This is a genomic window from Bradyrhizobium sp. CCBAU 65884, from assembly GCF_028128835.1.
GTDB lineage: Bacteria > Pseudomonadota > Alphaproteobacteria > Rhizobiales > Xanthobacteraceae > Bradyrhizobium > Bradyrhizobium ottawaense.
In genome coordinates this window covers 41,415-65,658 of the sequence record NZ_LBJU01000008.1, presented here as the reverse complement: position 1 = coordinate 65,658, position 24,244 = coordinate 41,415, and the positions used below count along the sequence as shown (strand labels likewise).

Genomic DNA, 24,244 nt, shown 5'->3' with positions numbered 1-24,244 from the left:
GGCGGCGCTGTTCTAGAGTCGAATGTCCTCATAGGACTCGATCCGCCGCGGACCGACCGAGGTCGCCTCGTGCGAATCCGCGTCGGCGAGATTGCCGAAGTCGAGCTTGGTCAATTTCGCCAGGTCCGCGATCGAGACCTGGAAGACGCTGACATCCTCCTCCGACATCTTTTCGCGCAGGTCCACCTCCTGGATGCGATCGATTTCCATGACCAGCTTTCGCTGGCTCATCAGGAATGCTGCCGCCTTGAGAGCGTCGTCATCCTCGTTGCGTCGGATCAGGATCTTCCAGAAATATTTCGGGATTTGAACGCCGCCGAAGCTCGGATCCTTGTGCGGCCGGCCGGCCGGATTGGGCAGATCGGATCCGTCGGCGTCCGGCCCGTCGAACACCGGACCGTTCATGACGATGCCCTTCTCCTCCCCTTCGAGCAGGACATCGCGCGTGTAATCCTCGAGGCCCGCCCAGAGCTGCTTGCCCTGGTTGAACGAGAAGAACTGCGGCGAGCAATTGGTGAAGTGGAAGGAATCGTCGCCGTGCTGCTTGGCCGCGGCGACGGTGTCGCCCCAGGTCGCATCGAGGCGGCGCACGAGATGACCGCGATCGAACGGGTTCTTGCTGCGGTCCGCCTCGAAGGTGGCCTGCTTGCGGTAGAACTCGTCGCCGATCTGGGCATCGTCGTCGATGCGCGGATCGCGCAACCAGGAATCGCCTTCGCGCTTGCCGACGTCCTGTTGCTGTCCGCCGTCGATATTGACACAGCTGAAGAAGGCGAGCCGGCGCTCCTTGTTCATGACGACGCTGTAGTTGAAGTATTTCAGCTCGGACTGCCTGGAGCTTCCCTTCAGCGTCGCGATCCGGGACTTGAGAGCGGCCGGAATCTTCGGCAGGGCCACCGAGAATTTACCGGTGCCGAGAAAATTCGCTTTGTACCCGGGACGCGATTTCAGCGTGCTCTGATCGATATGCACGGCCTCCATGGGCAGGCCGTTCGCACTGATGCGAGGCAGGAGGCCGGCCGGCGGAGCGATCAACGGCTTGCTACCGTTCGGCATACCGCCGTTCTGCGTCCCTCCGTTACCCCCAGCCGGACCCGGCACGGGTGCCAGCGGAGCGAACGGAATGTCCTTCCTGAACATCGGCAGCGGCACCCGGATCGGGACCACCAGCGCGGCGCCGTCGAGCGACTGCTCGACCCAGATGTTGGCGCCGTAAGCGGGCGCGGCGACCGGCGCGCGGACCTTCTCGATCTCCTGCCGGTTCGGCGGCTCCTCCTCGTCCAGCACCGGCTTGATCAGGGGATGGGAGCCGACGGCCACTTTGAGATCGGCGACGATCGCGCTGATCCGGATGCCTTCATTGGCGATCCAGTCGATCGAGGATTCGTCCATCGACGACTTCCACACCTTGCCGTCCTTGGTCAGGGTGCGGCCCTGCGCATCCTTCCGGGGAACGCCGCTGTGATGCAGCGCGACCACTTGCCAGAAGCGATTGAATGCCGGCGAGCCCGACGATCCCGCCGTCGTATCGGTGTTGTACCAGAGGAAGTCGCCGACATATTTGAGCAGCTTGTTCTCGCGGACACAGACCTGCTTCATCTGCCCGCTGGGATGCTGGACGATGGTGAGGTACTCGCCGGGGTCTGCCTTGCCGGGCGCGCCGCTGAGCGGCAGCCATCCCCAATCCTCGAGCTCCTCCCCGCCCGACAGCGAGGTCGGCGCCACCGCGACGATCGAAAAATCCAGCCTGTCATTGGTGTAGAAGAATTTGCCCGGCTCGAAGCCGAACCGCACCGGCACGCGCTCCTGTCCAGAGACGTCGAGCTCGTAGTTGAAATCGGCGATCGAATTGGCGGCCTCGGCCGGCTTGCCGAAGACATGATGGTTGGTCAGCAGCAGGCCCGGCCCGATCAGAAAGCCCGAGCCGTAGCCGAGCAGATTCGACTTGAGATCCCTGAGCTGAATGCGGCAGATCGAGCGCGAGGCCGCGGTCCCCTTGGCGAGATAATTGATGCTGTCGAGATCATTGCCCTGGATGATCCGCTCCAGCCCGATCTCGGCCTTCTCCACGTCCTGCGTCTCCGCCAGCAGCTGGCGCTGGCGCAGGCGCATCTTCTCGACGGTCATCTCGATCGGACCGTCGCCCAGTTTCCGGTTCAGGGCTTCGGGTGAGAACTCGGCTTGTTTGAATCGCCTTTCTGAGCCCGCGATCAGGCTTGGCTTGATGAGCATCGTGACCTCTCAAATGATTGGGCGAATATGGGACGTGGTCGGGGCGCATTAAAAATTTGCGCCAAGGTTGCAGCACGGGCGGGACTGCCGGTCGCTGCCGATCGTTCTGGAAATCGGGGCACGTGCCCCACACTACTTTAGACCTATATATCTACATCGACGCAACCAGAGCGTCAATCGATGCGCGCTGCCGGAGACGCGACATCATGCCATGGCCCGCGACGTCACCCGTGTGAGATTTGCCACAAATGATCGACGCACTTTGTGCATTACGATTACGCGCGCATGTCGCGGCCGCCGGATAATCTACGGCTTCAGGTGCCACCGCCGCAGCGCCACGACGGCCCAGATCGCTTCGACCAGACCGAACGGCCAGGCGCCCTGGAGAAAGCCGTAAGCCGAGCCGAGCGCGCAGGATGCGGCGAACAACAGCACGAACCAATGGCTGCGATCTTCCAGGGCGTAACTGACCAGCATCGCCGTGACGGCGAACAGACCGAATAATGTCAGCGCATCCATTGTTCCGGGTTCACTCCGCGGCGTAACGCGTGATATGCGCTACGCCATGCCGGCTCTTATCCTGCCTCTCGTCGATGCTGCAACCCACTGGCCCGCCCGCGGCGCGCTGGTCGGGCTCGACCTCGGCACCAAGACCATCGGCGTTGCCGTATCCGACCCGGACCGGCGGCTTGCGACCGGCGTCGAGACGATCCAGCGCAAGCAGTTCAAGCAGGACGCCGCCCGGCTGCTCGCGATTGCGGCCGAGCGCAGGGTGGTCGGCTTCGTGCTCGGCCTGCCCATCAACATGGATGGCAGCGAGGGTCCGCGCGCGCAATCCACCCGCGCCTTCGCCCGTAATCTCGCCGGCCTGACCGCCCTCCCCATCGGCCTGTGGGACGAGCGCCTCTCGACCGCGGCCGTCGAGCGCGAGCTGATCGGCATGGATGTCAGCCGCGCCAAGCGCGCCGAGGTCATCGACGAGCACGCCGCGATCTTCATCCTGCAAGGCGCGCTCGACCGCCTCGCCAATCTCCGTTCAGGGACCACCTGACCGATGGCCGTCGTGATTGCGGCGCTGCTGCCGGTCTTCATTCTCATCGTGCTCGGCATCGTGCTGAAGCGCAGCCTGATGCGGCTGGACACGCAGTGGCACGGGCTGGAGCGGCTGACCTATTTCGTGCTGTTTCCGATGCTGCTGATCCAGACGCTGGTGAAGGCCGACCTCTCCAAGGTGCCGGTCGCGGGTGTCGGCGGCGCGCTGCTGCTGTCGGCGCTGGCGATGTCGCTGCTCTGCCTCGCGCTGCGCCCTGCCTTGGCCCGGCTCGATATCGACGGCCCCGCCTTCACCTCGATCTTCCAGGGCGCGACGCGCTGGCAGACCTTCGTCGGGCTATCGGTCGCCGCCAACATGTTCGGCGATGTCGGGCTGGCGCTCGCCTCCGTGGCGATGGTCGCGATCATTCCCCTCGTCAACGTGTTGAGCGTCGTGGTGCTCGCCCATTACGCCGCGCCGGAGAAGCAGTCAGCGCGGACCATCGTCATGACGGTGATCCGCAATCCCCTGATCTGGGCCTGCGCGATCGGGCTCTTCGTCAACGTCACCCACCTGCCGTTGCCAAAACTCTGGCACGAGGTGGCGGACGCGCTTAGCCGCTCCTCGCTCGCGATCGGCTTGCTTGTCACCGGCGCCGGTCTGCATCTCGAAGGCCTCTTGCGTCCAAGCGTGGCCGCGGCCATCGGCGTCGTCTTCAAGCTCGCGCTGATGCCTGCGCTGGCACTGGCGCTGGCCGTCTGGTTCGGACTGTCGGGCGACAGCCGCGCGATCGTGGCGATCTGCGCGGCGGTGCCGACCTCGTCCAGCGCCTATGTGATGGCGCGCCAGATGGGCGGCGATGCCCCGCTGCTGGCGCAGATCATCACGCTGCAGACGATTTTGGCGGCGATCACGATGCCGATCGCGATCGCGCTGGCGGCCTAGCTTCCTAGCCACATCGTCAGCACCACCGCGGTGAGATTGTTCAGCGCGTGCAGCACGATGGTGAGCCAGAGCGAATTCGCGCGATAGCGCATGTAGCCGAACCACAGGCCGATGGTGAAGACCTCGGCGAGGAAGTACATGTCGTATTGCAGGTGCACGACCGTCCAGACCAGGGACGACAGCAGGATCGCGCCCGGCACGCGCAAGAAGCTCGCCGACCAGCCGCGATAGAGGAAGCCGCGCGCCAGGATCTCCTCCGACATCGGCGCAGCCACGCTGAAGGCGAACAGCAGCAACAGCGCCGCGCCCTTGTCGCGGCCCGATTTCAACAGATCGGTCATGAAGCCCGGCGTCGCCTCGCGGCCGAGCGCGCGCGACATCGTCTCCCAGACCAGCACCAGCAGGATGAGGCCGACCGCACCGAACAGCAGTTGCTTCCAGGACGGCCAGTGCAGCGCGAGATAGTCGACGAAGGAGGCTTTCTTGATGGCAATGGCGAGCCACACCGCCAGGAGCGTCGCCGGCAGGCCCATGATGACCGACAGCGCGAGCGCCTGCGGATCCTGGCCGACCGCCTGGAGCGAGGCGAAGTCCATGGGAAGACCACGCTGCACCACCAGCAGGACAACGGCGCCGATCTGCCCGACGAACATCGCCACGAAGACGAAGAGGCCCCACAGCGCGGTGCCCCAGAACATCCAGAGGCGCGGCGTCGCTGGCGTCACGGTCAACGGCGGATGGTCGGGATTGAGGGAATCCATCAGGAGGCTTTCGTTGGGAAGACTCACGGCAGCGCCCGCTCCAGCAGCGCGCGCATCTCGCCGCTCTCCAGCTCGACCGCGCCATACATGCTGGCGTGGGTCGCTGCGAGGCGCGTGGCGGCAAACAGTTCGGCGTGGCGCGGCGACACGCCGTTGAGCGCCGCAGCGGCGGCAAGCAGTGCCAGCTTCTCGACCGCAAGCCGCGCGACGCGCTCGCCATCGGCGCGGCGGAAGGTCTGACCGATGAACGCAATCGCTTCGCCTGCTCCGGGCAAGCCCTTCGTCTCGGCCGCAAGCGATTGCAGCACAGCCGTCGCCGCCTCCGGCTCGCGCGAGAGCGCCCGGAGCACGTCGAGGCACATCACGTTGCCGGAGCCCTCCCAGATCGCGTTGACCGGCGATTCCCGGTAGTGCCGCGCCAGAATGCCGTCCTCGACATAGCCGTTGCCGCCGAGGCATTCCATGGCCTCATAGAGGAACGGCGGCGCACTCTTGCAGGTCCAGTATTTGATTGCGGGGGTCAGCAGCCGCATATAGGCGGCCTCCGCCGCATCGTGCGGCGTGCGGTCGAAGGCGCGGCAGAGCCGCATGACCAGGGCTGTGCTCGCCTCGACATGCAGCGCCATGTCCGACAGCACCGCCTGCATCAGCGGCTGATCGGCCAGATGTTTCTGGAACACGCTGCGGTGACGGGCGTGATGCAGCGCATGCGCAAGTCCCGAGCGCATCAGGCCGACGGAGGCGATCGCGCAATCCTGCCGCGTCAGCTGCACCATCTGGATGATGGTGCGGATGCCCTTGCCCTCCTCGCCGACCCGTTCGGCGTAGGCACCGACGAACTCGACTTCGGACGAGGCATTGGAGCGGTTGCCGAGCTTGTCCTTCAGCCGCTGGAACTGGATCGCATTCACCGAACCATCCGGCGCAAAGCGCGGCATGAAGAAACAGGTCAGCCCGCTGTCCGCCTGCGCCAGCACCAGGAACGCATCGCACATCGGCGCCGACATGAACCATTTGTGGCCGGTGATGCGATAGGCCTCGCCGTCGCGCACCGCACGCGTCATGTTGGCGCGCACGTCGGTGCCGCCCTGCTTCTCGGTCATGCCCATGCCGAGCGTCATGCCGCGCTTCTGCCACCACGGCGCAAAGCTCGGGTCGTAGCTCCGGGTCGACAGCACCGGCATCACCCTGCCGAGCAGGTCCGGCTGCATCGCCAGCGCACCGACCGAGGCGCGCGTCATCGTAACAGGACAGAGGTGGCCGGTCTCGACTTGCGCGGCCATGTAGAATTTTGCGGCACGAATGACTTCGGCGGCATCGCCCGCAGGCTTGCCGTTCGCGGTCCAGGTCGAATTGTGGACGCCGGCATGAGCGCTGTGCGCCATCAGCTCATGATAGGCAGGGTGAAACTCCACCTGGTCGCGGCGATTGCCTTTTGCGTCGAAGGTGCGCAGCTTCGGCGTGCTCTCGTTCGCGACGCGCCCGCGATCGGCCATCGCGGCCGAGCCCCACTGCCTGCCGAACTCCGACAGCTCGCGTTCCGCCGCCGCGCCGCCATTGGCCTTCACCGCATCGACCAGCGGCCGATCCACGGCGAACAGGTCGATATCCCCGAACGGCGGCGACTGGTTGAAGACCTCGTGGGTCGCGAAGCTCGGCTGGGTCATCAGGTTTCCTCGGCGCGGACTTTAGTTCCGGCGCGGCTGAATCGGGAAATCATAGGCTGCCCCGCCGGCCCCCGGCAGGGAAAAATGCCACCACTCCTTCGAATAGTTCACAAAGCCTTGCCTGGCCATCGCAGCCACCAGCCGCTTGCGCCAGGCGCGCTGCTCCGGTGTGATCGACGGTGCCGCAGTATGGCCCCTCGTGTCGGTGCAGTCGTAGCCGGTGCCCATGTCGACGCTGCCTTCCGGCGCGCGCGCTTCGACCTGCGCCGTGCAGTCGGCATAGGTCTTTGCCGCATCATATTTGGCGGCGTTGTCGGCTTTGAGATCGACCAAGGTGAGATCGAGCGCGGCGCCCGTCGAATGCTGCGACCGGCTCGCGATGTAGCCGAGGCGGAACAGCTCGGTCTTGGGGATCTTGGGATTGTAGCGCCGCTCGGCGGCCGTCTCATGGCCGTTCTGCGACCACTTGACCATGTCGAGCGAGGCCCGCGCCGGCCGGTAGCAGTCGAACATCTTCAGCGAGAGGTTTTGCGCCGCGAGCTCCTGCTGCACCGCCTTCAGCCGCAGCCCGACCTCGCGCTTCACCACGCATTCACCGGCATTGTAGCCGGCAAGCGGGCGGCCGACGAAATTGTTCGAGGTGGCGTAGCGGATGTCCTGGATGATGCCGGGATCGATCTCGCGAAGATAGACGAAGCCGCCGGGGAGCGATTGGGCCAACGCGGATGAGATGGAGGCGATTGTTAAAAGTACGATCAAAATCGATTTGATGGAGCGCATCTAAACTTCCCTGTCATTCCGGGGCGATGCGAAGCATCGAACCCGGAATCTCGAGATTCCGGGTCTGGCGCTTGCGCGCCATCCCGGAATGACCATGTACCAGACTCCTCAGGGGATAACTCCCCGCCCCGGCATTGGCCCTTGCCCCCTCATGCATCCGCGCCTATAGCTCTCGTTTTAATGACATCGAAATCGACCTTCGTCCTCGGCCACCGGCATTTGCTGGGCATCGAGGGCCTTTCCGCGGCCGACATCACCGGCCTCCTCGACCTGTCCGAAGAATATGTCGAGCTCAACCGCCAGGTTGACAAGAAGCGCACCGTCCTGCGGGGACGGACGCAGGTGAACCTCTTCTTCGAGGCTTCCACCCGGACCCAATCCTCGTTCGAGCTCGCCGGCAAGCGCCTGGGCGCCGACGTCATGAACATGTCGGTGTCCTCCTCGTCCATGAAGAAGGGCGAGACGCTGATCGACACCGCGATGACGCTGAACGCGATGCACCCGGACATCCTGGTGATGCGCCATCACGCCTCCGGCGCAGTGGAACTGCTGGCGCGCAAGGTTGACGGTTCCGTGATCAATGCCGGCGACGGCGCCCATGAGCATCCGACCCAGGCCCTGCTCGACGCGCTCACGATCCGCCGCAACAAGGGCCGGATCGAAGGGCTCGTGGTCGCGATCTGCGGCGACGTGCTGCATTCGCGTGTCGCCCGCTCGAACATCATCCTGCTCAACACGATGGGCGCCCGCGTCCGCGTGGTCGGTCCCACCACGCTGCTGCCGCCGGGCATCGAGCGGATGGGCGTCGAGGTCGCGCGCGACATGCGCGAGGGGCTCAACGGCGCCGACATCGTCATGATGCTCCGGCTCCAGCGCGAGCGTATGAACGGCTCCTTCGTGCCGTCATCCAGCGAGTACTTCAACTATTTCGGGCTCGACCAGAAGAAGCTCGCCTACGCCAAGCCCGACGCACTGGTGATGCATCCGGGCCCCATGAACCGCGGCGTCGAGATCGACTCGATCGTGGCCGACGGCGCGCAATCCCTGATCCGCGAACAGGTGGAGATGGGTGTCGCCGTGCGCATGGCGGTGCTGGAAGCGCTCGCCCGCAACCTGCCGAACGCGTGATGCCGATGCTGACCGATCGCCGCCCCATCCTGCTCGCCAACGCCCGCGTCGTCGACCCCTCCCGGGATTTCGACGGTGTCGGCGACGTTCTCATCGCCGACGGCGCCATCCGCGAGACCCGCCGCGGCATCGGCGCGGCCGGCGTCCCCGAAGGCACCGACATCGTCAACTGCACCGGCAAGATCGTGGCGCCCGGCCTGATCGACATGCGCGCCTTCGTCGGCGAGCCCGGCTTCAGCCATCGCGAGACCTTTGCCACGGCGAGCCAGGCGGCCGCGACCGGCGGCATCACCACCATCATCTGCCAGCCCGACACCTCTCCGGTGATCGATAATTCGGCGACCGTCGACTTCGTGATGCGCCGCGCCCGCGACACCGCGATCGTCAACATCCAGCCGATGGCAGCGCTCACCAAGGGCATGCACGGCGATGAGATGACCGAGTTCGGTCTGCTCAAGGCCGCGGGCGCCGTCGCCTTCAGCGACGGCGTCAGAAGCGTGACCAATGCGCAGGTGATGCGCCGCGCGCTGACCTACGCGCGCGATTTCGACGCGCTGATCGTCCACTACACCGAGGACCCCGATCTCGTCGGCGAAGGCGTGATGAACGAGGGCGAGTTCGCCTCGCGGCTCGGCCTGATGGGCATCCCGAATGCCGCCGAGGCCGTGATCCTGGAACGCGACATGCGCCTCGTGGCGTTGACCGGCGGCCGCTATCACGCGGCCTCGCTGACCTGCATCGACTCGCTCGAGATCCTCCAGCGCGCCCGCGACGACGGGCTCGCCGTCAGCGCCTCGGTCTCGATCAACCATCTTGCGCTGAACGAGAACGACATCGGCCCCTACCGTTCGTTCCTGAAACTGTCGCCGCCGCTGCGGACCGAGGACGACCGCCGCGCGCTGGTGGCCGCAATCGCCTCCGGCCTGCTCGACGTCATCATGTCCGACCACAATCCGCAGGACGTCGAGGTCAAGCGCCTCCCCTTCGCGGAAGCCGCTCCCGGCGCCGTTGGTCTCGAAACCATGCTGCCCGCGGGCCTGCGCCTCGTGCACAATGGCGAGCTGGACCTGAAGACGCTGATCCGCGCGATGTCGACCCGCCCGGCCGAGTTGCTCGGCCTGCCCGGCGGAACCCTGCGTGCAGGCAGTCCGGCCGACGTCATCGTGATCGACCCCGATGTGCCCTGGGTGGTCGATCCCGCCGACCTCAAATCGCCCTGCAAGAACACCCCGTTCGACGAGGCCCGCTTTACAGGCCGCGTGGTGCGCACCATTGTCGGCGGACGCACGGTCTACGAGCATGTCTGACGTGAAATCCAGCCTTTGGAGCTGCCGCCATGGGGCTTGAAGCATTTCTGCCGGTGGCCTTCGTCATCGGCTACCTCCTCGGCTCGATCCCGTTCGGGCTGGTCCTGACCAGGCTCGCCGGCACCCAGGATATCCGCTCGATCGGCTCCGGCAGCATCGGCGCCACCAATGTGCTGCGCACGGGACGCAAGAGCCTTGCGGCGGGCACCCTGCTGTTCGACGCGCTCAAGGGCACCGTGGCCGTGGTGATCGCCGGCTACATCGCAGGACCCAATGCCGCCATGGTGGCCGGGCTCGGCGCCTTCCTCGGCCACCTCTTCCCGGTCTGGCTCAAGTTCAAGGGCGGCAAGGGCGTGGCCGTCTATATCGGCATCCTGCTCGGACTGTTCTGGCCCGGCGCCGTCGTGTTCTGCCTGATCTGGCTGGCGACCGCCTTCACCACCCGCTACTCCTCGCTCTCCGCGCTGGTGGCGGCGTTCGTCACGCCGATGTTCCTGTGGTGGTTCGGGCACCTTGCGCTCGCAGCCTTGTTCGCGGTGCTGACGCTGCTCTTGTTCTACGCGCATCGCGAGAACATCAAGCGATTGCAAGCTGGCAAAGAAAGCCGGATCGGCGAGAAGGCGTAGTCGCTTCGAGGTCCGCGTCTAAAGCCGGGGCATCTACGGATACCGAAGCCCCCTCTCTGCATTATATGGCAAATCCTGTTCGCAACTGCCGGCGCTTTCGCGGCAGGCAGTAGCGAATGTGTTCCATGCCTGTCATCCTGACAGTCGAGATGGCGTTACGCGGTTGCTCAGAATGAGCGAGAAGATGGTCGGCGCGCATGACGGGGTTGGTTCGCGAGGTGCGTTGCGCACCGCGGCAAGCCGGCTGCTCTCGACCACCGACATCTGGTCCGATGCGCCCTCGCCGCCTCCCGCGCCTCCTCCCGTCTTGCCGCCAGCGCCGCAGCCTGATCCGATCGCGCAAGCGCCAGTGACGGCCGAGGTAGTGACCGCGACCGCGCCCGTTGCGCCCGCGCAGCTACCCCCCGGCCAATGGCCGCCGAGAAAGCTCTCGCTGGCGCTGCAGGGCGGTGGCACCTTTGCCGCCTTCACCTGGGGCGTGCTGGAGCGGCTGCTGGAAGAGCCGATCGAGATCGACACCATCAGCGGCGCCAGTGCCGGCGCCATCAATGCGCTCCTGCTCGCCTCCGGCCTTGCCGAGGGCGGCCGCGAAGCGGCACGTAGCCGGCTGAGCCGGTTCTGGATCCGCCTGATGCACGAGGCCTCGTTCCGCTCGCTGATGCTGGTCGGCGGCTTTTCGCCGGCGGGAAGCTCGGTCGCGTTCGGACCGACGCTGCGCTCCGGCCAGTTCGATCCGTTCGATCTCGATCCGCTGCGGCAGGCGCTATCGCGCGACATCGATTTCGCCGCGCTGCTCAATCCGGACTGCCCGAAGCTCCTGATCGCGGCGACACGGATCCGCGACGGGCAGCAGCAGATCTTCCGCAACGATGCCATCACCGCCGACGTCGCGCTGGCCTCGACTTGTCCGCCGTTGGTTCACTGCGCCGTCGAGATCGAGGGCGAAGCCTATTGGGACGGCGGCTTTGGCGGCAACCCGCCGCTGCTGCGGCTGACGCAGGACACGACGACGTCCGACGTCCTGCTCGTCCAGGTCACGCCGGCGCGCGACAGCTACGTGCCGATCACGCTCGCCGGGATTGATCGCCGGCTGGACCAGATCGCGGCCAACGCCGCCCTCAATGCCGAGATCGCGGCGATCGAATGGGCGCAGGCTCATGCCGCGCCGTCGCTGCGCCTCACCAGGATCGCGGCGGAAGATTCCGTTGACGGCCTGGCGCAACGTTCGTCCACCGATCTCGGCCGTGGCTTCATTCGCCTGCTGCACCGGAGTGGTCGCGCAGCCGCCGAGCGCTGGCTCGGGCAAGGCACCGCCGTCAGTGCAGCTTCACCTGCATCCGATCAGCACATCGCGAGCAACGAGCCCGCGCTAGCCTGATTTCGCCAGCGCATCCTCGAGGAACCACGCCGTTGCCAGCGCGCGCGCGTCGTTGCCGAAGCGTGCGATCACCTGCACGCCGATCGGCAGGCCACCCGCCTTCAGCACCGGCACGTTGACGCAAGGATTGCCCATCAGCGTCCAGAGCCGGTTGTAGCGGGGGTCGCCTGTCGTCGCGAGCTCCTTGGCCGGAGCCGTGCCGGGCGCCGAATAGGTCAGGAGCACGTCGACGCCCTCGAACAATTCGCCGAGCTCGCGGCGGCCGCGACGGCTGATCCGGCGCGCCTCGTCATAGTCCTTCGGCGTCAGATTGGCGGTGGCATCGAGGCTTGCCCGCAGCATCGGCGCGATCTCGTCGTGACGCTCCGAAAACTCCCAGGCCAGCGCGCGATGCGCTTCGAAGTCCTGGACGATGGGATGGATGCGCCAGGCCTCCTGCACCGCCTCGGGCAGATCGATCGTCTGCACGCTGGCACCGGCGCGCTCCGCCGCCTTCACCGCGGCCAACAGGCCCTCTTCGGCCGCCGGCTCCACGGCGCCGGCGAACTCCTGCCTGACCACGCCGATGCGCGGCGCCTTCGCCGGGACGATGCCGGAAAATTCGCTGCGGCCGGTCATCGCGAGCAATCCGCACGCGAGATCCTCGGCGCGGGCGCCGAACAGGCCGACCGTGTCGAGCGCCCATGAATAGCATTTCACGCCGACCGTCGGCAGCATCCGGAACGAGGGCTTGATCGCGGCAGTCCCGCAATAGGCCGCGGGCCGGATCACCGAGCCGCCGGTCTGGGTGCCGAGCGCAAGCGGGATCATGCCGGCGCCGACGGCCGCCGCCGAACCCGCCGACGAGCCGCCCGGCGAGTGGCCGAACTTATGCGGATTGAGCGTCGGGGTCGGATCGCGCGAGGCGAACGCGGTCGTGGTGGTCTTGCCGATGATGGTGGCGCCTGCCCGCTTCAGCATCATGACAACAGGCGCATCGGCGCGCGGCTGCCAGCCGCGATAGATTTCCGAGCCCATCTCGGTCGGCATGTTGGCGGTGTCGATGATGTCCTTGATGCCGACCGCGATGCCGCGCAGCGGACCGGAGGCTTGCGCCTTCGCGGATTTGTCGTGGCGGACGAAGGCGCGAACGTCCTTCTCCCTGGCCTCTATCGCCGCATGCGACTGGGCGATGGCGGCCTCGGGCGAAAGCTCCCCCGCTTCGATGCGGCGCTGGAGGTCGGCGAGTGAAATCATGGCAAAACCCTTCTTATTGGCATCGCTTTTAGCATCGGGGCGGGACCAGGCAAGCGCAGGTCGCTGTTGCGCAACGCCCTCAGGTTGTTCCATGCTGTGACTACAAGGAGACGCCGTGGACGCCATCAATCCGAGCGTGGAGCTGACCGAGGCTGACAGGATCGACCGCCTGCGGCTGATCCGCTCCGACAATGTCGGGCCGCGCACTTTTCGTTCGCTGGTGGATCATTTCGGCAGCCCGCGTGCTGCGCTGGAGCGGCTGCCTGATCTGGCGCGCCGCGGCGGCGCCCAGCGATCGGGGCGCATCTGCAGCGCCGACGAGGCCAAGGCCGAGCTCGCCGCGAGCCGCAAATTCGGCATCGCCTGGCGCGCACCCGGCGAGGACGGCTATCCGGCCCGGCTGGCGATGATCGACGATGCGCCGCCGCTGCTCGCGGTGCGCGGCGATACCCAAACCCTGATGCGGCCGATGATCGCCATCGTCGGCTCGCGCAACGCATCCGGCGCCGGGCTGAAATTCGCAGGCCTGCTGGCGCGCGAGCTTGGCGAAGCCGGTTTTATCGTCATCTCCGGGCTCGCCCGCGGCGTCGATCAGGCCGCGCATCGCGCCAGTGTCGCAAGCGGGACGATCGCGGTGCTCGCCGGCGGACATGATTGCATCTATCCGCCCGAGCATGGCGACCTGCTCGCAGGGATCCTCGACCACGCGGGGGCTGCGATCTCCGAGATGCCGCTCGGCCACGAGCCGCGCGCCCGCGACTTTCCTCGCCGCAACCGGCTGATCTCGGGCGCCTCGCTCGGCGTCGTCGTGGTGGAAGCGGCGCACCGCTCGGGCTCCCTGATCACCGCGCGGATGGCGGCCGAACAGGGCCGCGAGGTGTTCGCGGTCCCGGGCTCGCCGCTCGATCCGCGTGCCGCCGGCGCCAATGATCTGATCAAGCAGGGCGCGACCCTCGTCACCGAAGCTGCCGACATCATCAATGCTGTCGCACCAATCATGGAGCGGCCGCTGATGATTCCTGCGAGCGAGCCCGACAGCGAGCCGTTCGAGAGCGAGCCGCAAGGCCACGACCGCGACCAGATCACCGGCCTGCTCGGCCCCACCCCCATCTCGATCGACGATCTCGTGCGGATGTCCGGCGCCTCGCCCGCGATCGTCCGCACCGTGCTGCTGGAGCTCGAGCTTGCCGGAAAGCTCGAACGTCACGGCGGCGGCTTGGTGTCGCTGCTTTAGCCGTCGTTGCGCTGGTCGAACTGCGTGCGCGCCGCCTCGATCTGCATCAGATGGTCGATCGCCCACTGCCCGAGCGCTTTCACCGGCTGTTGCAGCCCGCGGCCGAGATCGGTCAGCTCGTAATCGACGCGTGGCGGAATGGTCGGAAAGATCGTGCGCGTGACCAGGCCATCGCGCTCCAGCCCGCGCAGCGTCAAGGTCAGCATGCGCTGCGAGATGCCGTTGATCATGCGCTTCAGCTCGTTGAAGCGCTTAGGCCCGTCGCTCAGCATCATGATGACGAACACGCTCCATTTGTCACCGACGCGAGACAGCACGGAGGCGACCCCACGGCAGTCCGCATGGTCGGGATGCGGCATTGGATCGGGCCTCGGCGTCGCAGGAAAACCAGTGTTCTCAAGTTTCAAAGATGTGCCCATGGCTCAAAAAAGTGCGTTCTTGCGGGGTTTTCGCTAGTCACTCATGTAGCTCTGGTTACAAACTTATACCAGGGTGACCCCAAATGAAACTCCTCCATCTCGACTCCAGCGTGCTCGGCCCCCACTCCGTGTCCCGGCAGGTCTCCGCCGCCATCGTCGACCGGCTCCGGCAGGCGACGCCCTCACTGGACATCATTTATCGCGATCTGACCCAGACCCCGCTGGCCCACCTCTCCGGCTCGCACCTTGCCGCCGCGCAAGGCGCGCCCGCACCGGCGGAACTCGGACCCGACCTTGCCGCAAGCGCAGCCGCGCTGGACGAGTTCCTGGCCGCCGACATCGTCGTGATCGGGGCGCCCATGTACAATTTCACGATTCCGAGCCAGCTCAAGGCCTGGATCGATCGCATCCTGGTGGTGGGGAAGACTTTCAAATACGGCGCAGCCGGGCCCGAGGGGCTCGCCGGCGGCAAGCGCGTGATCGTGGCGATCTCACGCGGCGGCTATTACGGCGTCGAAACGCCCTACGCAGCCGGCGAGCATCTCGAAACCTATCTGCGCTGGGTGTTCGGGTTCATCGGTATCACGAACGTCGAGTTCATCCCCGCCGACGGCATCCAGGTCGGACCGGATCACCGCGAGAAGGCGCTGGCGGGTGCGCTCCAGGCGGCAACAAGTCTTCGCGCGGCCTGAGATCATGCCGACATCATCAGTCGCCGGGGCCTTGCCTGCGGCGGCTGATGCACGGCGGCCGGTCTGCGAGGCTAGAACCAGGCGCCTTGCATGCCCAGGATGACGGCGACGAGCGAGACGAACAGGCCGATGCCGGCGAACAGAACCACTCCGATGAATTCGGACGTATCGGAGCGTTTGGCCGGAACCGCGGAATTCTCGGTGTAGATGCGCGGTGCTGAAATCGATGAAAAAATGCGGGCTGCTTTTGGCATATCGGGCTCCCTTGAAATGAGTCTTGTGACCCCCTGCCCGTAAAAATGTCTTGGCAGCTGGCGCGAAGGTTCAACGGGCCTCACGCAAGGTTCAGGAATATGCAGCTCGGCAGGTGCAGGAATCTGCCGGCGCAATCGCAATGATCGCGCCGACTGATTCAATTTTTACTTCACTTGATCAACCGCGATAGATCGGCGCGCCGCTCGGCGAGGCCACCGCGCCGCCGTCGACGAAGATCTCCTGGCCCTGCACATGCGCGGAATCATCGGAGGCAAGGAATAGCACCGTCTTCGCAACGTGATCGGTTTCGCCGATGCGCCCCAGAGGCGTCGACAGCGCGATCCGCTTCTCGAACGCCTTCTCGGCTTCCGGTGTTGCCGTCGCAGGTCCCCAGATCGGCGTGCGGGTCGCGCCGGGCGCGACCACGTTGACGCGGATGCCGCGCGGCGACAGCTCCGAGGCCATGATCCGCGCCATCGCGCGCACGCCGGCTTTCGCCGCGCCATAGGCCGAGTAGCCGGGAATGCCGAGCACGGAGATCACCGAGCCGTTGAGGATGATCGAGGCATTGTCGCTGAGATAAGGCAGTGCCGCCTGCACCGTGAAGAATACACTTGTCAGGTTCGTGCTGATGACCTTCTCGAAGACCTCGAGCGTGGCAGAGCCGAGCGGCGTGCCGCCGGCGATGCCGGCGTTGGCGAACACGATGTCGAACTTGCCGAACTTTTCGGCGCCCTGCTTGATCGCAGCTTCCGTCGCCGCGATGTCGGTGGCGTCGGCAGCGAGCGCGAGCGCGTTCGGCCCGAGCTCCTTGGCCGCCGCCTCCAGAGTCTGTTTGTTGCGTCCGGTGACCACCACCTTGGCGCCTTCGGCCACGAACAGCTTGGCCGTTGCCAGCCCGATGCCGCTGTTGCCGCCGGTGATCAGGGCCGTCTTGTTCTTCAGTCTCACGTTCGCCTCCAGTGGTTGCATCATAAAACTATGTTGCCATCTAGGGCATATGGTTTTATGATGCAACCACACAAGCGCGTGATCGGCACGCCGATCGTGCGAACGCGACAGGAATCGGAACGATGGTGAAACGAACCAGCTTCGAGGGCGATGCCTGCCCGATCGCGAGGTCGCTGGACGCGCTTGGCGATTGGTGGTCGCTGCTGATCATCCGCGAGGCGCTGTTCGGCCTGCGCCGCTTCGGCGAATTCCAGAGCAAGCTCGGCATGGCCAAGAATATCCTGGCGGCGCGGCTGCGCTCGCTGGTCGACCACGGCATCCTGTCAACCGCCCCCGCCTCCGACGGCAGCGCCTATCAGGAATATGTGCTGACCCCGAAGGGCCGCGGCACCTTCCCGATCCTGGTGGCGCTCAGACAATGGAGCGAGGAGTTCGACGATCACCCTAAGGAGATCGCGACCGTGTTGGTGGATCGCGCCAAGCACCGCCCGGTGAAGAAGCTCGAAATGCGTGCGGAGGACGGACGGCTGCTTACGCCCGCCGACACCATGTTGAAGCCGCGGCCGCCGCGGCGGCGGTCGGCGTGATGACGCACGGTTGCCACCGTCATTGAGCGCAGCGAAACAATCCAGATTGCCACTGCGGAAAGGCTCTGGATTGCTTCGCTGCGCTCGCAATGACGGGGATGGAGCAGCGCTCTCAACTCTTTGACCGTCAACCTGAGGGGCTCGTCCTGCAAAGCAGGACGAGCCTCAGGATGACGGGTTGGGCAGTGCCCTCACGACAGCTTGCGCTTGCTCCGCAGCCTCACATGCTCGTCGGCCTCGAGCTTGGTCATGCCTAGGAGATAATGCAGCACGTCGAGCTTGTGGCGCTCGGCGAGCTTGCGCAATGCCCCGACCTGCTCGGCGATGAAGGCGACGGCTTCGTCCACGCCGCCCTCCCCCGGTTCCTCGTGACGCGAGCCTCCCGGCGCGCCTGATGCGGCGCGCGCCCGTTTCTTTCCTGGCTTAGTCACCAGACCCCACCCGAATCCATGCCCCGCAGAAACATTACGCCGATAGCGATCGCAACTCCAAGGTGGTATTTTACAACTTTCTCGATATGAAACTTTTCCCTTCCGGGCGACCTTCAACAGCCCTCGATTTGACAGGACCCGCCTCACCACCCATGTTCGGGGCGAAACGGCCGACCCGAGTCCTTTCGTTTTCGGCCTCAGATTTTCCCGTAAGTTACTGGAACTACATGAATATCGTCATTGTGGAGTCGCCGGCGAAAGCCAAGACGATCAACAAATATTTGGGCTCGTCCTATGAGGTTCTGGCCTCGTTCGGCCATGTCCGCGACCTGCCCGCGAAGAACGGCTCCGTCGATCCCGACGCCAATTTCAAGATGATCTGGGAGGTCGACCCCAAGGCGGCCGGCCGGCTCAACGACATCGCCAAGTCCCTGAAGAACGCCGACCGCCTGATTCTCGCCACCGACCCTGATCGCGAGGGCGAGGCCATCTCCTGGCACGTGCTGGAGGTGCTGAAGGAAAAGCGCGCGCTGAAGGACCAGAAGATCGAGCGGGTGGTGTTCAACGCCATCACCAAGCAGGCGGTCTCGGACGCCATGAAGCATCCGCGCCAGATCGACGGCGCGCTGGTCGACGCCTATATGGCGCGCCGCGCGCTGGACTATCTGGTCGGCTTCACCCTCTCCCCGGTGCTGTGGCGCAAGCTGCCGGGCGCCCGCTCCGCCGGCCGCGTGCAGTCGGTGGCGCTGCGCCTCGTCTGCGACCGCGAGCTCGAGATCGAGAAATTCGTCGCGCGTGAATATTGGTCGCTGATCGCGACCCTGCTCACCCCGCGCGGCGATGCGTTCGAGGCCCGTCTCGTCGGCGCCGACGGCAAGAAGATCCAGCGCCTCGACATCGGAACCGGCGCGGAAGCCGAAGACTTCAAGAAGGCGCTGGAGACGGCCGCCTACGCCGTGACCTCGGTAGACGCGAAGCCCGCCCGGCGCAATCCGCAGGCGCCCTTCACCACCTCGACGCTGCAGCAGGAAGCCAGCCGCAAATACGGCTTTGCGCCGGCGCACACGATGCGCATCGCCCAGCGCCTCTATGAAGGCATCGACATCGGCGGCGAGACCACCGGACTCATTACTTATATGCGTACCGACGGCGTGCAGATCGCCCCCGAGGCGATCACCCAGGCGCGCAAGGTGATCGGCGAGGATTACGGCAACGCCTACGTGCCGGACGCGCCGCGCCAGTACCAGGCCAAGGCCAAGAACGCCCAGGAAGCGCACGAAGCGATCCGTCCGACCGACATGTCCCGCCGCCCCGACAGCATGAGCCGCAAGCTCGACGCCGATCAGGCGCGACTTTATGAGCTGATCTGGAAGCGCACCATCGCGAGCCAGATGGAATCGGCCGAGCTCGAGCGCACCACCGTCGACATCACGGCGAAGGCAGGCTCCCGCACGCTGGAGCTGCGCGCCACCGGCCAGGTGGTCAAGTTCGACGGCTTCCTCGCGCTCTACCAGGAAGGCCGCGACGACGAGGAGGACGAGGACTCCCGCCGCCTGCCCGCGATGAGCCCGAACGACGCGCTCAAGCGGCAGAGCCTGTCCGTCACCCAGCATTTTACCGAGCCGCCGCCGCGCTTCTCCGAGGCCTCGCTGGTCAAGCGCATGGAAGAGCTCGGCATCGGCCGGCCCTCGACCTATGCCTCGATCCTGCAGGTCCTGAAGGACCGCGGCTACGTCAAGCTGGAGAAGAAGCGCCTGCACGGCGAGGACAAGGGCCGCGTCGTGATCGCGTTCCTGGAAAGCTTCTTCAGCCGCTACGTCGAATACGATTTTACGGCGGGTCTCGAGGAGCAGCTCGACCGCATCTCCAACAACGAGATCTCCTGGCAGCAGGTGCTGAAGGATTTCTGGACCGGTTTCATCGGCGCCGTCGACGACATCAAGGATCTGCGCGTCGCGCAGGTGCTCGACGTGCTCGACGAGATGCTCGGGCCGCACATCTATCCGCCCCGTGCCGACGGCGGCGACGTCAGGCAGTGCCCGAACTGCGGCACCGGCCGGCTCAACCTGAAGGCCGGCAAGTTCGGCGCCTTCGTCGGCTGCTCAAATTATCCGGAGTGCCGCTACACCCGCCAGCTCGCCGCCGATGGCGAGGCCAGCGCCGACCGTTCGCTCGGCCAGGATCCCGACACCGGCTTCGATGTCTGGGTCAAGGCCGGCCGGTTTGGTCCCTATATCCAGCTCGGCGAGCAGAAGGATTATGCGGAAGGCGAGAAGCCGAAGCGCGCCGGCATTCCGAAGGGCACGTCGCCCGGCGATGTCGAGCTCGAGCTTGCGCTGAAGCTGCTGTCGCTGCCGCGCGAGATCGGCAAGCATCCGGAGACCGGTCAGCCGATCACCGCCGGGCTCGGCCGCTTCGGGCCGTTCGTCAAGCATGAGAAGACCTATGCCAGCCTGGAGGCCGGCGACGAGGTGTTCGACATCGGCCTCAACCGCGCGGTGACGCTGATCGCGGAAAAGGTCGCCAAGGGCCCGAGCCGCCGCTTCGGCGCCGATCCCGGCAAGGCGATCGGCGATCATCCCTCGCTCGGCACCGTCACCGTGAAGAGCGGCCGCTACGGCGCCTATGTCACCGCCGGCGGTGTCAACGCGACGATCCCCGCCGAGTTCGAAAAGGACACCGTCACGCTGGCACAGGCGATCGCGCTGATCGACGAGCGGGCTGCCAAGGGCGGCGGCAAGAAGCCGAAGAAGGCAGCGAAACCGGCCAAGGCCAAGAAGACTGCAGAGAAGGCTGCGGACGGCGATGACGCCGCGCCGAAGAAGAAACCGGCCGCGAAGAAGGCGGCCAAATCGAAAACTGAATCCACCAGCAAGGCGCGCGCAGCCGTGTCGTCGACCGCAAAAACGTCGCCGACCAAGGCAGCCGCCCCCAAGGCCCCGGCCAAGAAGAGTGCCGGCAAGACTTGAGATCAAGAATTAGAGGTTAAGTGAAACGCAAGAATGACCGTGGCTTTCCCGACAGGCAAGCCATCGTCGCCTTCATCAAGGCAAATCAAGGAAACGTCGGCACCCGCGAAATTGCGCGCGAGTTCGGCCTGAAGAACGCCGATCGCGTCGAGCTCAAGCGCATATTGCGCGAGCTCGCCGACGACGGAACCATCAAGAAGAAGCGCCACAAGGTGTCCGAGCCGGACGCGCTGCCGCCGACGCTGGTCGCCGACATTACCGGCCGCGACCAGGACGGCGAATTGATCGCCTCCCCCACCGAATGGGACGAGGTCGAGAGTGGCGAGCCCCCCAAAATTCGCATCCAGACGCCGCGCCGGCCAAAGCCAGGCACCGTCGCCGGCGTCCGCGATCGCGTGCTGCTACGCGTCGAGCCGACGTCCGAGACCGAAGGCCCCGCCTATCGCGGCCACATCATCAAGGTCTTCGACAAGGCCAAGAGCCGCATCCTCGGCGTGTTTCGCAGCCTGCCCGAAGGCGGCGGACGGCTCGTGCCCGTCGACAAGAAGTCCGCGGACCGCGAGCTGAACATCGCCGCGGCCGACACACACGGCGCGCAGGACGGCGATCTCGTCAGCGTCGACATCGTCCGCACGCGCAGCTTTGGGCTGGCGTCCGGCCGGGTGAAAGAGAAGCTCGGCTCGGTCAAGTCGGAGAAGGCGATCAGCCTGATCGCGATCTACGCCCACGACATCCCGCTGCAATTCTCGCCCGCCGCGATGCGCGATGCGGAAGCGGCGGAGCCGGCCAATTTGAAGGGCCGCGAGGATTGGCGCGACGTGCCGCTTCTCACCATCGATCCGCCCGACGCCAAGGATCACGACGACGCGGTGCACGCGCAGCCCGATGAAGATCCCAACAACAAGGGCGGCTTCATCGTCAACGTCGCCATTGCCGATGTCAGCTTCTACGTCCGGCCGGGCAGCGCGCTCGACCGCGACGCGCTCGACCGCGGCAATTCCGTCTATTTCCCCGACCGCGTCGTGCCGATGCTGCCCGAGCGCATCTCGAACGATCTCTGCTCGCTGGTGCCGGGCGAGCCGCGTGGCGCGCTCGCGGTGCGCATGGTGCTCGGCCCCGACGGCCGCAAGCGCTCGCACAGCTTCCACCGCATCCTGATGCGCTCGGCGGCCAAGCTGAGCTACGCGCAGGCGCAGGCCGCGATCGACGGCCGGCCTGATGACACCACCGGCCCCCTGCTCGATCCGATATTGAGGCCGCTCTATGCCGCCTATGCCTGCGCCAAGCGCGCCCGCGACGAGCGCGATCCGCTCAATCTCGATCTGCCCGAGCGCAAGATCCTCCTGAAGAGCGACGGCACGGTCGACCGGGTCGTCGTGCCCGAGCGCCTCGACGCGCACAAGCTGATCGAGGAGTTCATGATCCTCGCCAACGTCGCAGCCGCCGAGATGCTGGAGAAGAAGTCGCTCCCGCTGATCTACCGCGTGCATGACGAGCCGACCCTGGAAAAGGTCCACGCACTCGCGGAATTTCTGGAGACGCTCGACGTTCCCTTCGCCAAATCAGGCGCTCTGCGTCCCACCACATTCAACCGCGTGCTGGCCCAGCTCGAAGGCCATGATTATTACCCGCTGGTGAGCGAGGTCGTGCTGCGCGCCCAGGCGCAGGCCGAATACTCTTCGGAGAATTACGGGCACTTCGGCCTGAATTTGCGCCGCTACGCGCATTTCACTTCGCCGATCCGCCGCTATGCCGACCTCGTCGTGCACCGCGCGCTGGTCCGAGCGCTCGGTCTCGGCGAAGGCGCCCTGCCCGACAGCGAGACGCCGGAAAGCCTCGGCGAGGTCGCAGCCCACATCTCGGTGACCGAGCGCCGCGCGATGAAGGCGGAGCGCGAGACCGTCGACCGGCTGATTGCCCATCACCTGGCTAATCGCATCGGCGCGAGTTTCCAGGGCCGGGTCTCCGGCGTCACCCGCGCCGGCCTGTTCGTCAAGCTCGCCGAGACCGGCGCCGACGGCCTGATCCCGATCCGATCCCTCGGCACGGAATATTTCAACTATGACGAGAGCCGACACGCCCTCGTCGGCACGCGCAGCCGCACCATGTATCAGCTGGGGGACGTGGTCGACGTCCGCCTGATCGAGGCAGCGCCGATCGCGGGCGCGCTGCGCTTCGAGCTGCTGTCGTCTTCCGGTGAGACCGCGCCGCGCGAACGCAGACCATCCGGTCCGCAGCGCCGCCCCTCGTTCAAGGCGCAGCCCGGACGCAGCCCGGATAGAAAACGCAAGCCGGCGAAGCCAAAATCCGGCAAGGGGAAGAAGGGCCAGGGAAAGAATAAAGGAAAGAACAAGGGCAAAGGCGGCGGTAAAAAGGGCAAAGCATGGTGACGATGAGCACGGCCCCAAAAATCTGGACGCGCGAGACGGGCCTCGTCGAGAAGCGCGATCTCTGGGCGGCGATGAAGCGCGGCTTTCGCGGCCGCTGCCCGCGCTGTGGCGAGGGCAAACTGTTCCGCGCCTTCCTGAAGACCGCAGACGATTGCGCCAAATGCGGCCTCGATTTCACGCCGCACCGCGCCGACGATCTGCCCGCCTATCTCGTGATCGTCATCGTCGGTCACATCGTGGTGCCCACGATCCTCTGGATCGAGACCAATTACACGACGCCGGTCTGGCTCAGCTTCGCGGCCTATCTGCCCTTCACCTTCGTCGCCTCGCTCGCGCTGCTGCAGCCGGTGAAGGGAGCTGTGGTCGGCCTGCAATGGGCTCTGCGCATGCACGGGTTTGACGAGAACCCTCCGGATGGTATTCCGCCGGTGTAAGCAAGAAGTAAAAAGCGTTGGGTGAGGACATGACGGATATTGCGCAAGTCGCGGAGAAGGCCAAGGTCCACGAGGAGAAGGAAGCCGATCATCATCCCTATTTCCGTCCGAGGGATGCGGCAACGCTGATCCTGGTCGACCGCAGCGGCGCCATTCCGAAAGTGCTGGTCGGCAAGCGCCACGACAAGGTGGTGTTCATGCCCGGCAAGTTCGTCTTCCCCGGCGGACGCGTCGACAAGGCCGACTATCGCGTGCCCTGTGCTGCGCCCATCACCGCCGAACTGGAGGCCAATCTCGCCAAGGGCAGCCCAAAGACGCCGGCCTCGCGCGCGAAGTCGCTCGCCATTGCCGCGATCCGCGAGGCCTGCGAAGAAACCGGCCTCTGCCTCGGGCGGACGGCCGAGGGCAAAGTGTCAAAACTCGACGGCCCCTGGAAGCCGTTTGCCGATGCGGGCCTGCTGCCCGATCCCTCCAGCCTGTTCCTGATCGCGCGCGCGATCACCCCGCCCGGCCGCGTCAAGCGGTTCGACACGCGCTTCTTCACCGCGGACGCCTCCGCGATCGCCCACCGCGTCGACGGCGTGATCCATGCCGATGCCGAACTGGTCGAGCTGGTCTGGGTCGAGCTCGGCTCCAAGCCGCTGGCCGATTTGCATCCGATGACTCGCAACGTGCTCAACGAGCTCCACACCCGCCTTGCCACCGGCCCGCTGCGCCACGATGCGCCGGTGCCGTTCTTCCATTTCTACGGCGGCAAGATGCAGAAGGATATTTTGGGCTAAAGCATGA

Annotated in this window: 23 protein-coding genes; 13 read left to right on the top strand and 10 right to left on the bottom strand. The window is 65.8% G+C overall.

Annotated features, from left to right (window positions below; genetic code table 11):
* Positions 1–12 precede the first annotated feature (12 nt).
* Together XI03_RS01055 and XI03_RS01050 are read right to left on the bottom strand one after the other, a co-directional pair.
* Positions 13–2,232 carry a DNA/RNA non-specific endonuclease gene (locus XI03_RS01055; RefSeq protein WP_095426313.1) on the bottom strand — a complete coding sequence of 740 codons (2,220 nt, stop codon included), beginning with the start codon at positions 2,230–2,232 and terminating at the stop codon, positions 13–15.
* A 306-nt stretch (positions 2,233–2,538) separates the two neighbouring features.
* Entirely contained in the window at positions 2,539–2,751 is a 213-nt protein-coding gene (locus tag XI03_RS01050) for a hypothetical protein (protein WP_271591048.1), read from the bottom strand.
* Positions 2,752–2,797: 46 nt separating this feature from the next.
* Here XI03_RS01050 and ruvX point away from each other — a divergent pair, with 46 nt between their 5' ends.
* Together ruvX and XI03_RS01040 are read left to right on the top strand one after the other, a co-directional pair.
* On the top strand, positions 2,798–3,283 hold the full coding sequence (ruvX, locus tag XI03_RS01045; RefSeq protein ID WP_028143927.1) for a Holliday junction resolvase RuvX: 486 nt from the start codon (positions 2,798–2,800) through the stop codon (positions 3,281–3,283).
* Positions 3,284–3,286: 3 nt separating this feature from the next.
* Positions 3,287–4,210 carry an AEC family transporter gene (locus XI03_RS01040; RefSeq protein WP_028143928.1) on the top strand — a complete coding sequence of 308 codons (924 nt, stop codon included), beginning with the start codon at positions 3,287–3,289 and terminating at the stop codon, positions 4,208–4,210.
* On the opposite strand, the gene XI03_RS01035 is transcribed toward XI03_RS01040, so the two are convergent.
* The 3 genes from XI03_RS01035 to XI03_RS01025 are packed head-to-tail and all read right to left on the bottom strand — an operon-like array spanning position 4,207 to position 7,418.
* Entirely contained in the window at positions 4,207–4,971 is a 765-nt protein-coding gene (locus XI03_RS01035) for a CPBP family intramembrane glutamic endopeptidase (RefSeq protein WP_028143929.1), read from the bottom strand. The two genes, XI03_RS01040 and XI03_RS01035, sit on opposite strands and share 4 nt — an antisense overlap.
* Before the next feature lie 23 nt (positions 4,972–4,994).
* Positions 4,995–6,638: an acyl-CoA dehydrogenase family protein gene (locus XI03_RS01030; RefSeq protein ID WP_271591047.1), complete on the bottom strand. Its 1,644-nt coding sequence runs from the start codon at positions 6,636–6,638 to the stop codon at positions 4,995–4,997.
* A 21-nt stretch (positions 6,639–6,659) separates the two neighbouring features.
* Positions 6,660–7,418, bottom strand: coding sequence for a M15 family metallopeptidase (locus tag XI03_RS01025; protein WP_271591046.1), 759 nt, complete (start codon positions 7,416–7,418; stop codon positions 6,660–6,662).
* 180 nt (positions 7,419–7,598) lie between these two features.
* Here XI03_RS01025 and XI03_RS01020 point away from each other — a divergent pair, with 180 nt between their 5' ends.
* The 4 genes from XI03_RS01020 to XI03_RS01005 all read left to right on the top strand — a co-directional run bounded on the left by XI03_RS01020 (position 7,599) and on the right by XI03_RS01005 (position 11,857).
* The gene (locus XI03_RS01020; RefSeq protein ID WP_018321103.1) at positions 7,599–8,546 is read left to right on the top strand and encodes an aspartate carbamoyltransferase catalytic subunit; all 948 of its coding nucleotides are present in this window, start codon (positions 7,599–7,601) and stop codon (positions 8,544–8,546) included.
* A 5-nt stretch (positions 8,547–8,551) separates the two neighbouring features.
* On the top strand, positions 8,552–9,853 hold the full coding sequence (locus tag XI03_RS01015; RefSeq protein ID WP_271591084.1) for a dihydroorotase: 1,302 nt from the start codon (positions 8,552–8,554) through the stop codon (positions 9,851–9,853).
* A gap of 29 nt (positions 9,854–9,882) precedes the next feature.
* Positions 9,883–10,479 carry a glycerol-3-phosphate 1-O-acyltransferase PlsY gene (gene plsY, locus XI03_RS01010; protein WP_028143933.1) on the top strand — a complete coding sequence of 199 codons (597 nt, stop codon included), beginning with the start codon at positions 9,883–9,885 and terminating at the stop codon, positions 10,477–10,479.
* Positions 10,480–10,651: 172 nt separating this feature from the next.
* Entirely contained in the window at positions 10,652–11,857 is a 1,206-nt protein-coding gene (locus tag XI03_RS01005; RefSeq protein WP_271591045.1) for a patatin-like phospholipase family protein, read from the top strand.
* Here the strand turns inward: XI03_RS01005 and XI03_RS01000 are convergent.
* Positions 11,849–13,093, bottom strand: coding sequence for an amidase (locus tag XI03_RS01000; RefSeq protein WP_271591044.1), 1,245 nt, complete (start codon positions 13,091–13,093; stop codon positions 11,849–11,851). The two genes, XI03_RS01005 and XI03_RS01000, sit on opposite strands and share 9 nt — an antisense overlap.
* A gap of 115 nt (positions 13,094–13,208) precedes the next feature.
* Between XI03_RS01000 and dprA the strand changes: the two genes are divergently transcribed.
* On the top strand, positions 13,209–14,327 hold the full coding sequence (gene dprA / locus XI03_RS00995; RefSeq protein WP_271591043.1) for a DNA-processing protein DprA: 1,119 nt from the start codon (positions 13,209–13,211) through the stop codon (positions 14,325–14,327).
* On the opposite strand, the gene XI03_RS00990 is transcribed toward dprA, so the two are convergent.
* A complete protein-coding gene (locus XI03_RS00990; protein ID WP_028143937.1) occupies positions 14,324–14,746 on the bottom strand; it encodes a winged helix-turn-helix transcriptional regulator in 423 nt (140 codons plus the stop codon). The genes dprA and XI03_RS00990 overlap by 4 nt on opposite strands.
* A gap of 83 nt (positions 14,747–14,829) precedes the next feature.
* Here XI03_RS00990 and XI03_RS00985 point away from each other — a divergent pair, with 83 nt between their 5' ends.
* Entirely contained in the window at positions 14,830–15,438 is a 609-nt protein-coding gene (locus XI03_RS00985) for an FMN-dependent NADH-azoreductase (RefSeq protein WP_271591042.1), read from the top strand.
* A gap of 71 nt (positions 15,439–15,509) precedes the next feature.
* Here XI03_RS00985 and XI03_RS00980 read toward each other — a convergent pair whose 3' ends face one another.
* Positions 15,510–15,692 carry a hypothetical protein gene (locus XI03_RS00980; RefSeq protein WP_271591041.1) on the bottom strand — a complete coding sequence of 61 codons (183 nt, stop codon included), beginning with the start codon at positions 15,690–15,692 and terminating at the stop codon, positions 15,510–15,512.
* 178 nt (positions 15,693–15,870) lie between these two features.
* Positions 15,871–16,644 (bottom strand): SDR family oxidoreductase, encoded by a 774-nt coding sequence (locus tag XI03_RS00975; RefSeq protein ID WP_271591040.1) that lies wholly within the window; start codon positions 16,642–16,644, stop codon positions 15,871–15,873.
* A gap of 122 nt (positions 16,645–16,766) precedes the next feature.
* Here XI03_RS00975 and XI03_RS00970 point away from each other — a divergent pair, with 122 nt between their 5' ends.
* Positions 16,767–17,231 (top strand): winged helix-turn-helix transcriptional regulator, encoded by a 465-nt coding sequence (locus tag XI03_RS00970; protein ID WP_271591039.1) that lies wholly within the window; start codon positions 16,767–16,769, stop codon positions 17,229–17,231.
* Between the two features lie 191 nt (positions 17,232–17,422).
* Here XI03_RS00970 and XI03_RS00965 read toward each other — a convergent pair whose 3' ends face one another.
* Positions 17,423–17,578: a hypothetical protein gene (locus XI03_RS00965; RefSeq protein WP_240536454.1), complete on the bottom strand. Its 156-nt coding sequence runs from the start codon at positions 17,576–17,578 to the stop codon at positions 17,423–17,425.
* Between the two features lie 311 nt (positions 17,579–17,889).
* Here XI03_RS00965 and topA point away from each other — a divergent pair, with 311 nt between their 5' ends.
* From topA to XI03_RS00945, 4 genes are read left to right on the top strand one after another with little or no spacing between them, the layout of a single operon-like run.
* Entirely contained in the window at positions 17,890–20,631 is a 2,742-nt protein-coding gene (gene topA, locus XI03_RS00960; protein ID WP_038950308.1) for a type I DNA topoisomerase, read from the top strand.
* 20 nt (positions 20,632–20,651) lie between these two features.
* Positions 20,652–23,021: a ribonuclease R gene (gene rnr / locus XI03_RS00955; RefSeq protein WP_271591038.1), complete on the top strand. Its 2,370-nt coding sequence runs from the start codon at positions 20,652–20,654 to the stop codon at positions 23,019–23,021.
* Positions 23,015–23,455 (top strand): DUF983 domain-containing protein, encoded by a 441-nt coding sequence (locus XI03_RS00950; protein WP_271591037.1) that lies wholly within the window; start codon positions 23,015–23,017, stop codon positions 23,453–23,455. Before rnr ends, XI03_RS00950 begins: the two co-directional genes overlap by 7 nt.
* A gap of 29 nt (positions 23,456–23,484) precedes the next feature.
* Positions 23,485–24,237, top strand: a complete 753-nt coding sequence (locus XI03_RS00945) for an NUDIX hydrolase (RefSeq protein ID WP_028143946.1) — start codon at positions 23,485–23,487, stop codon at positions 24,235–24,237.
* Positions 24,238–24,244: the final 7 nt, after the last annotated feature.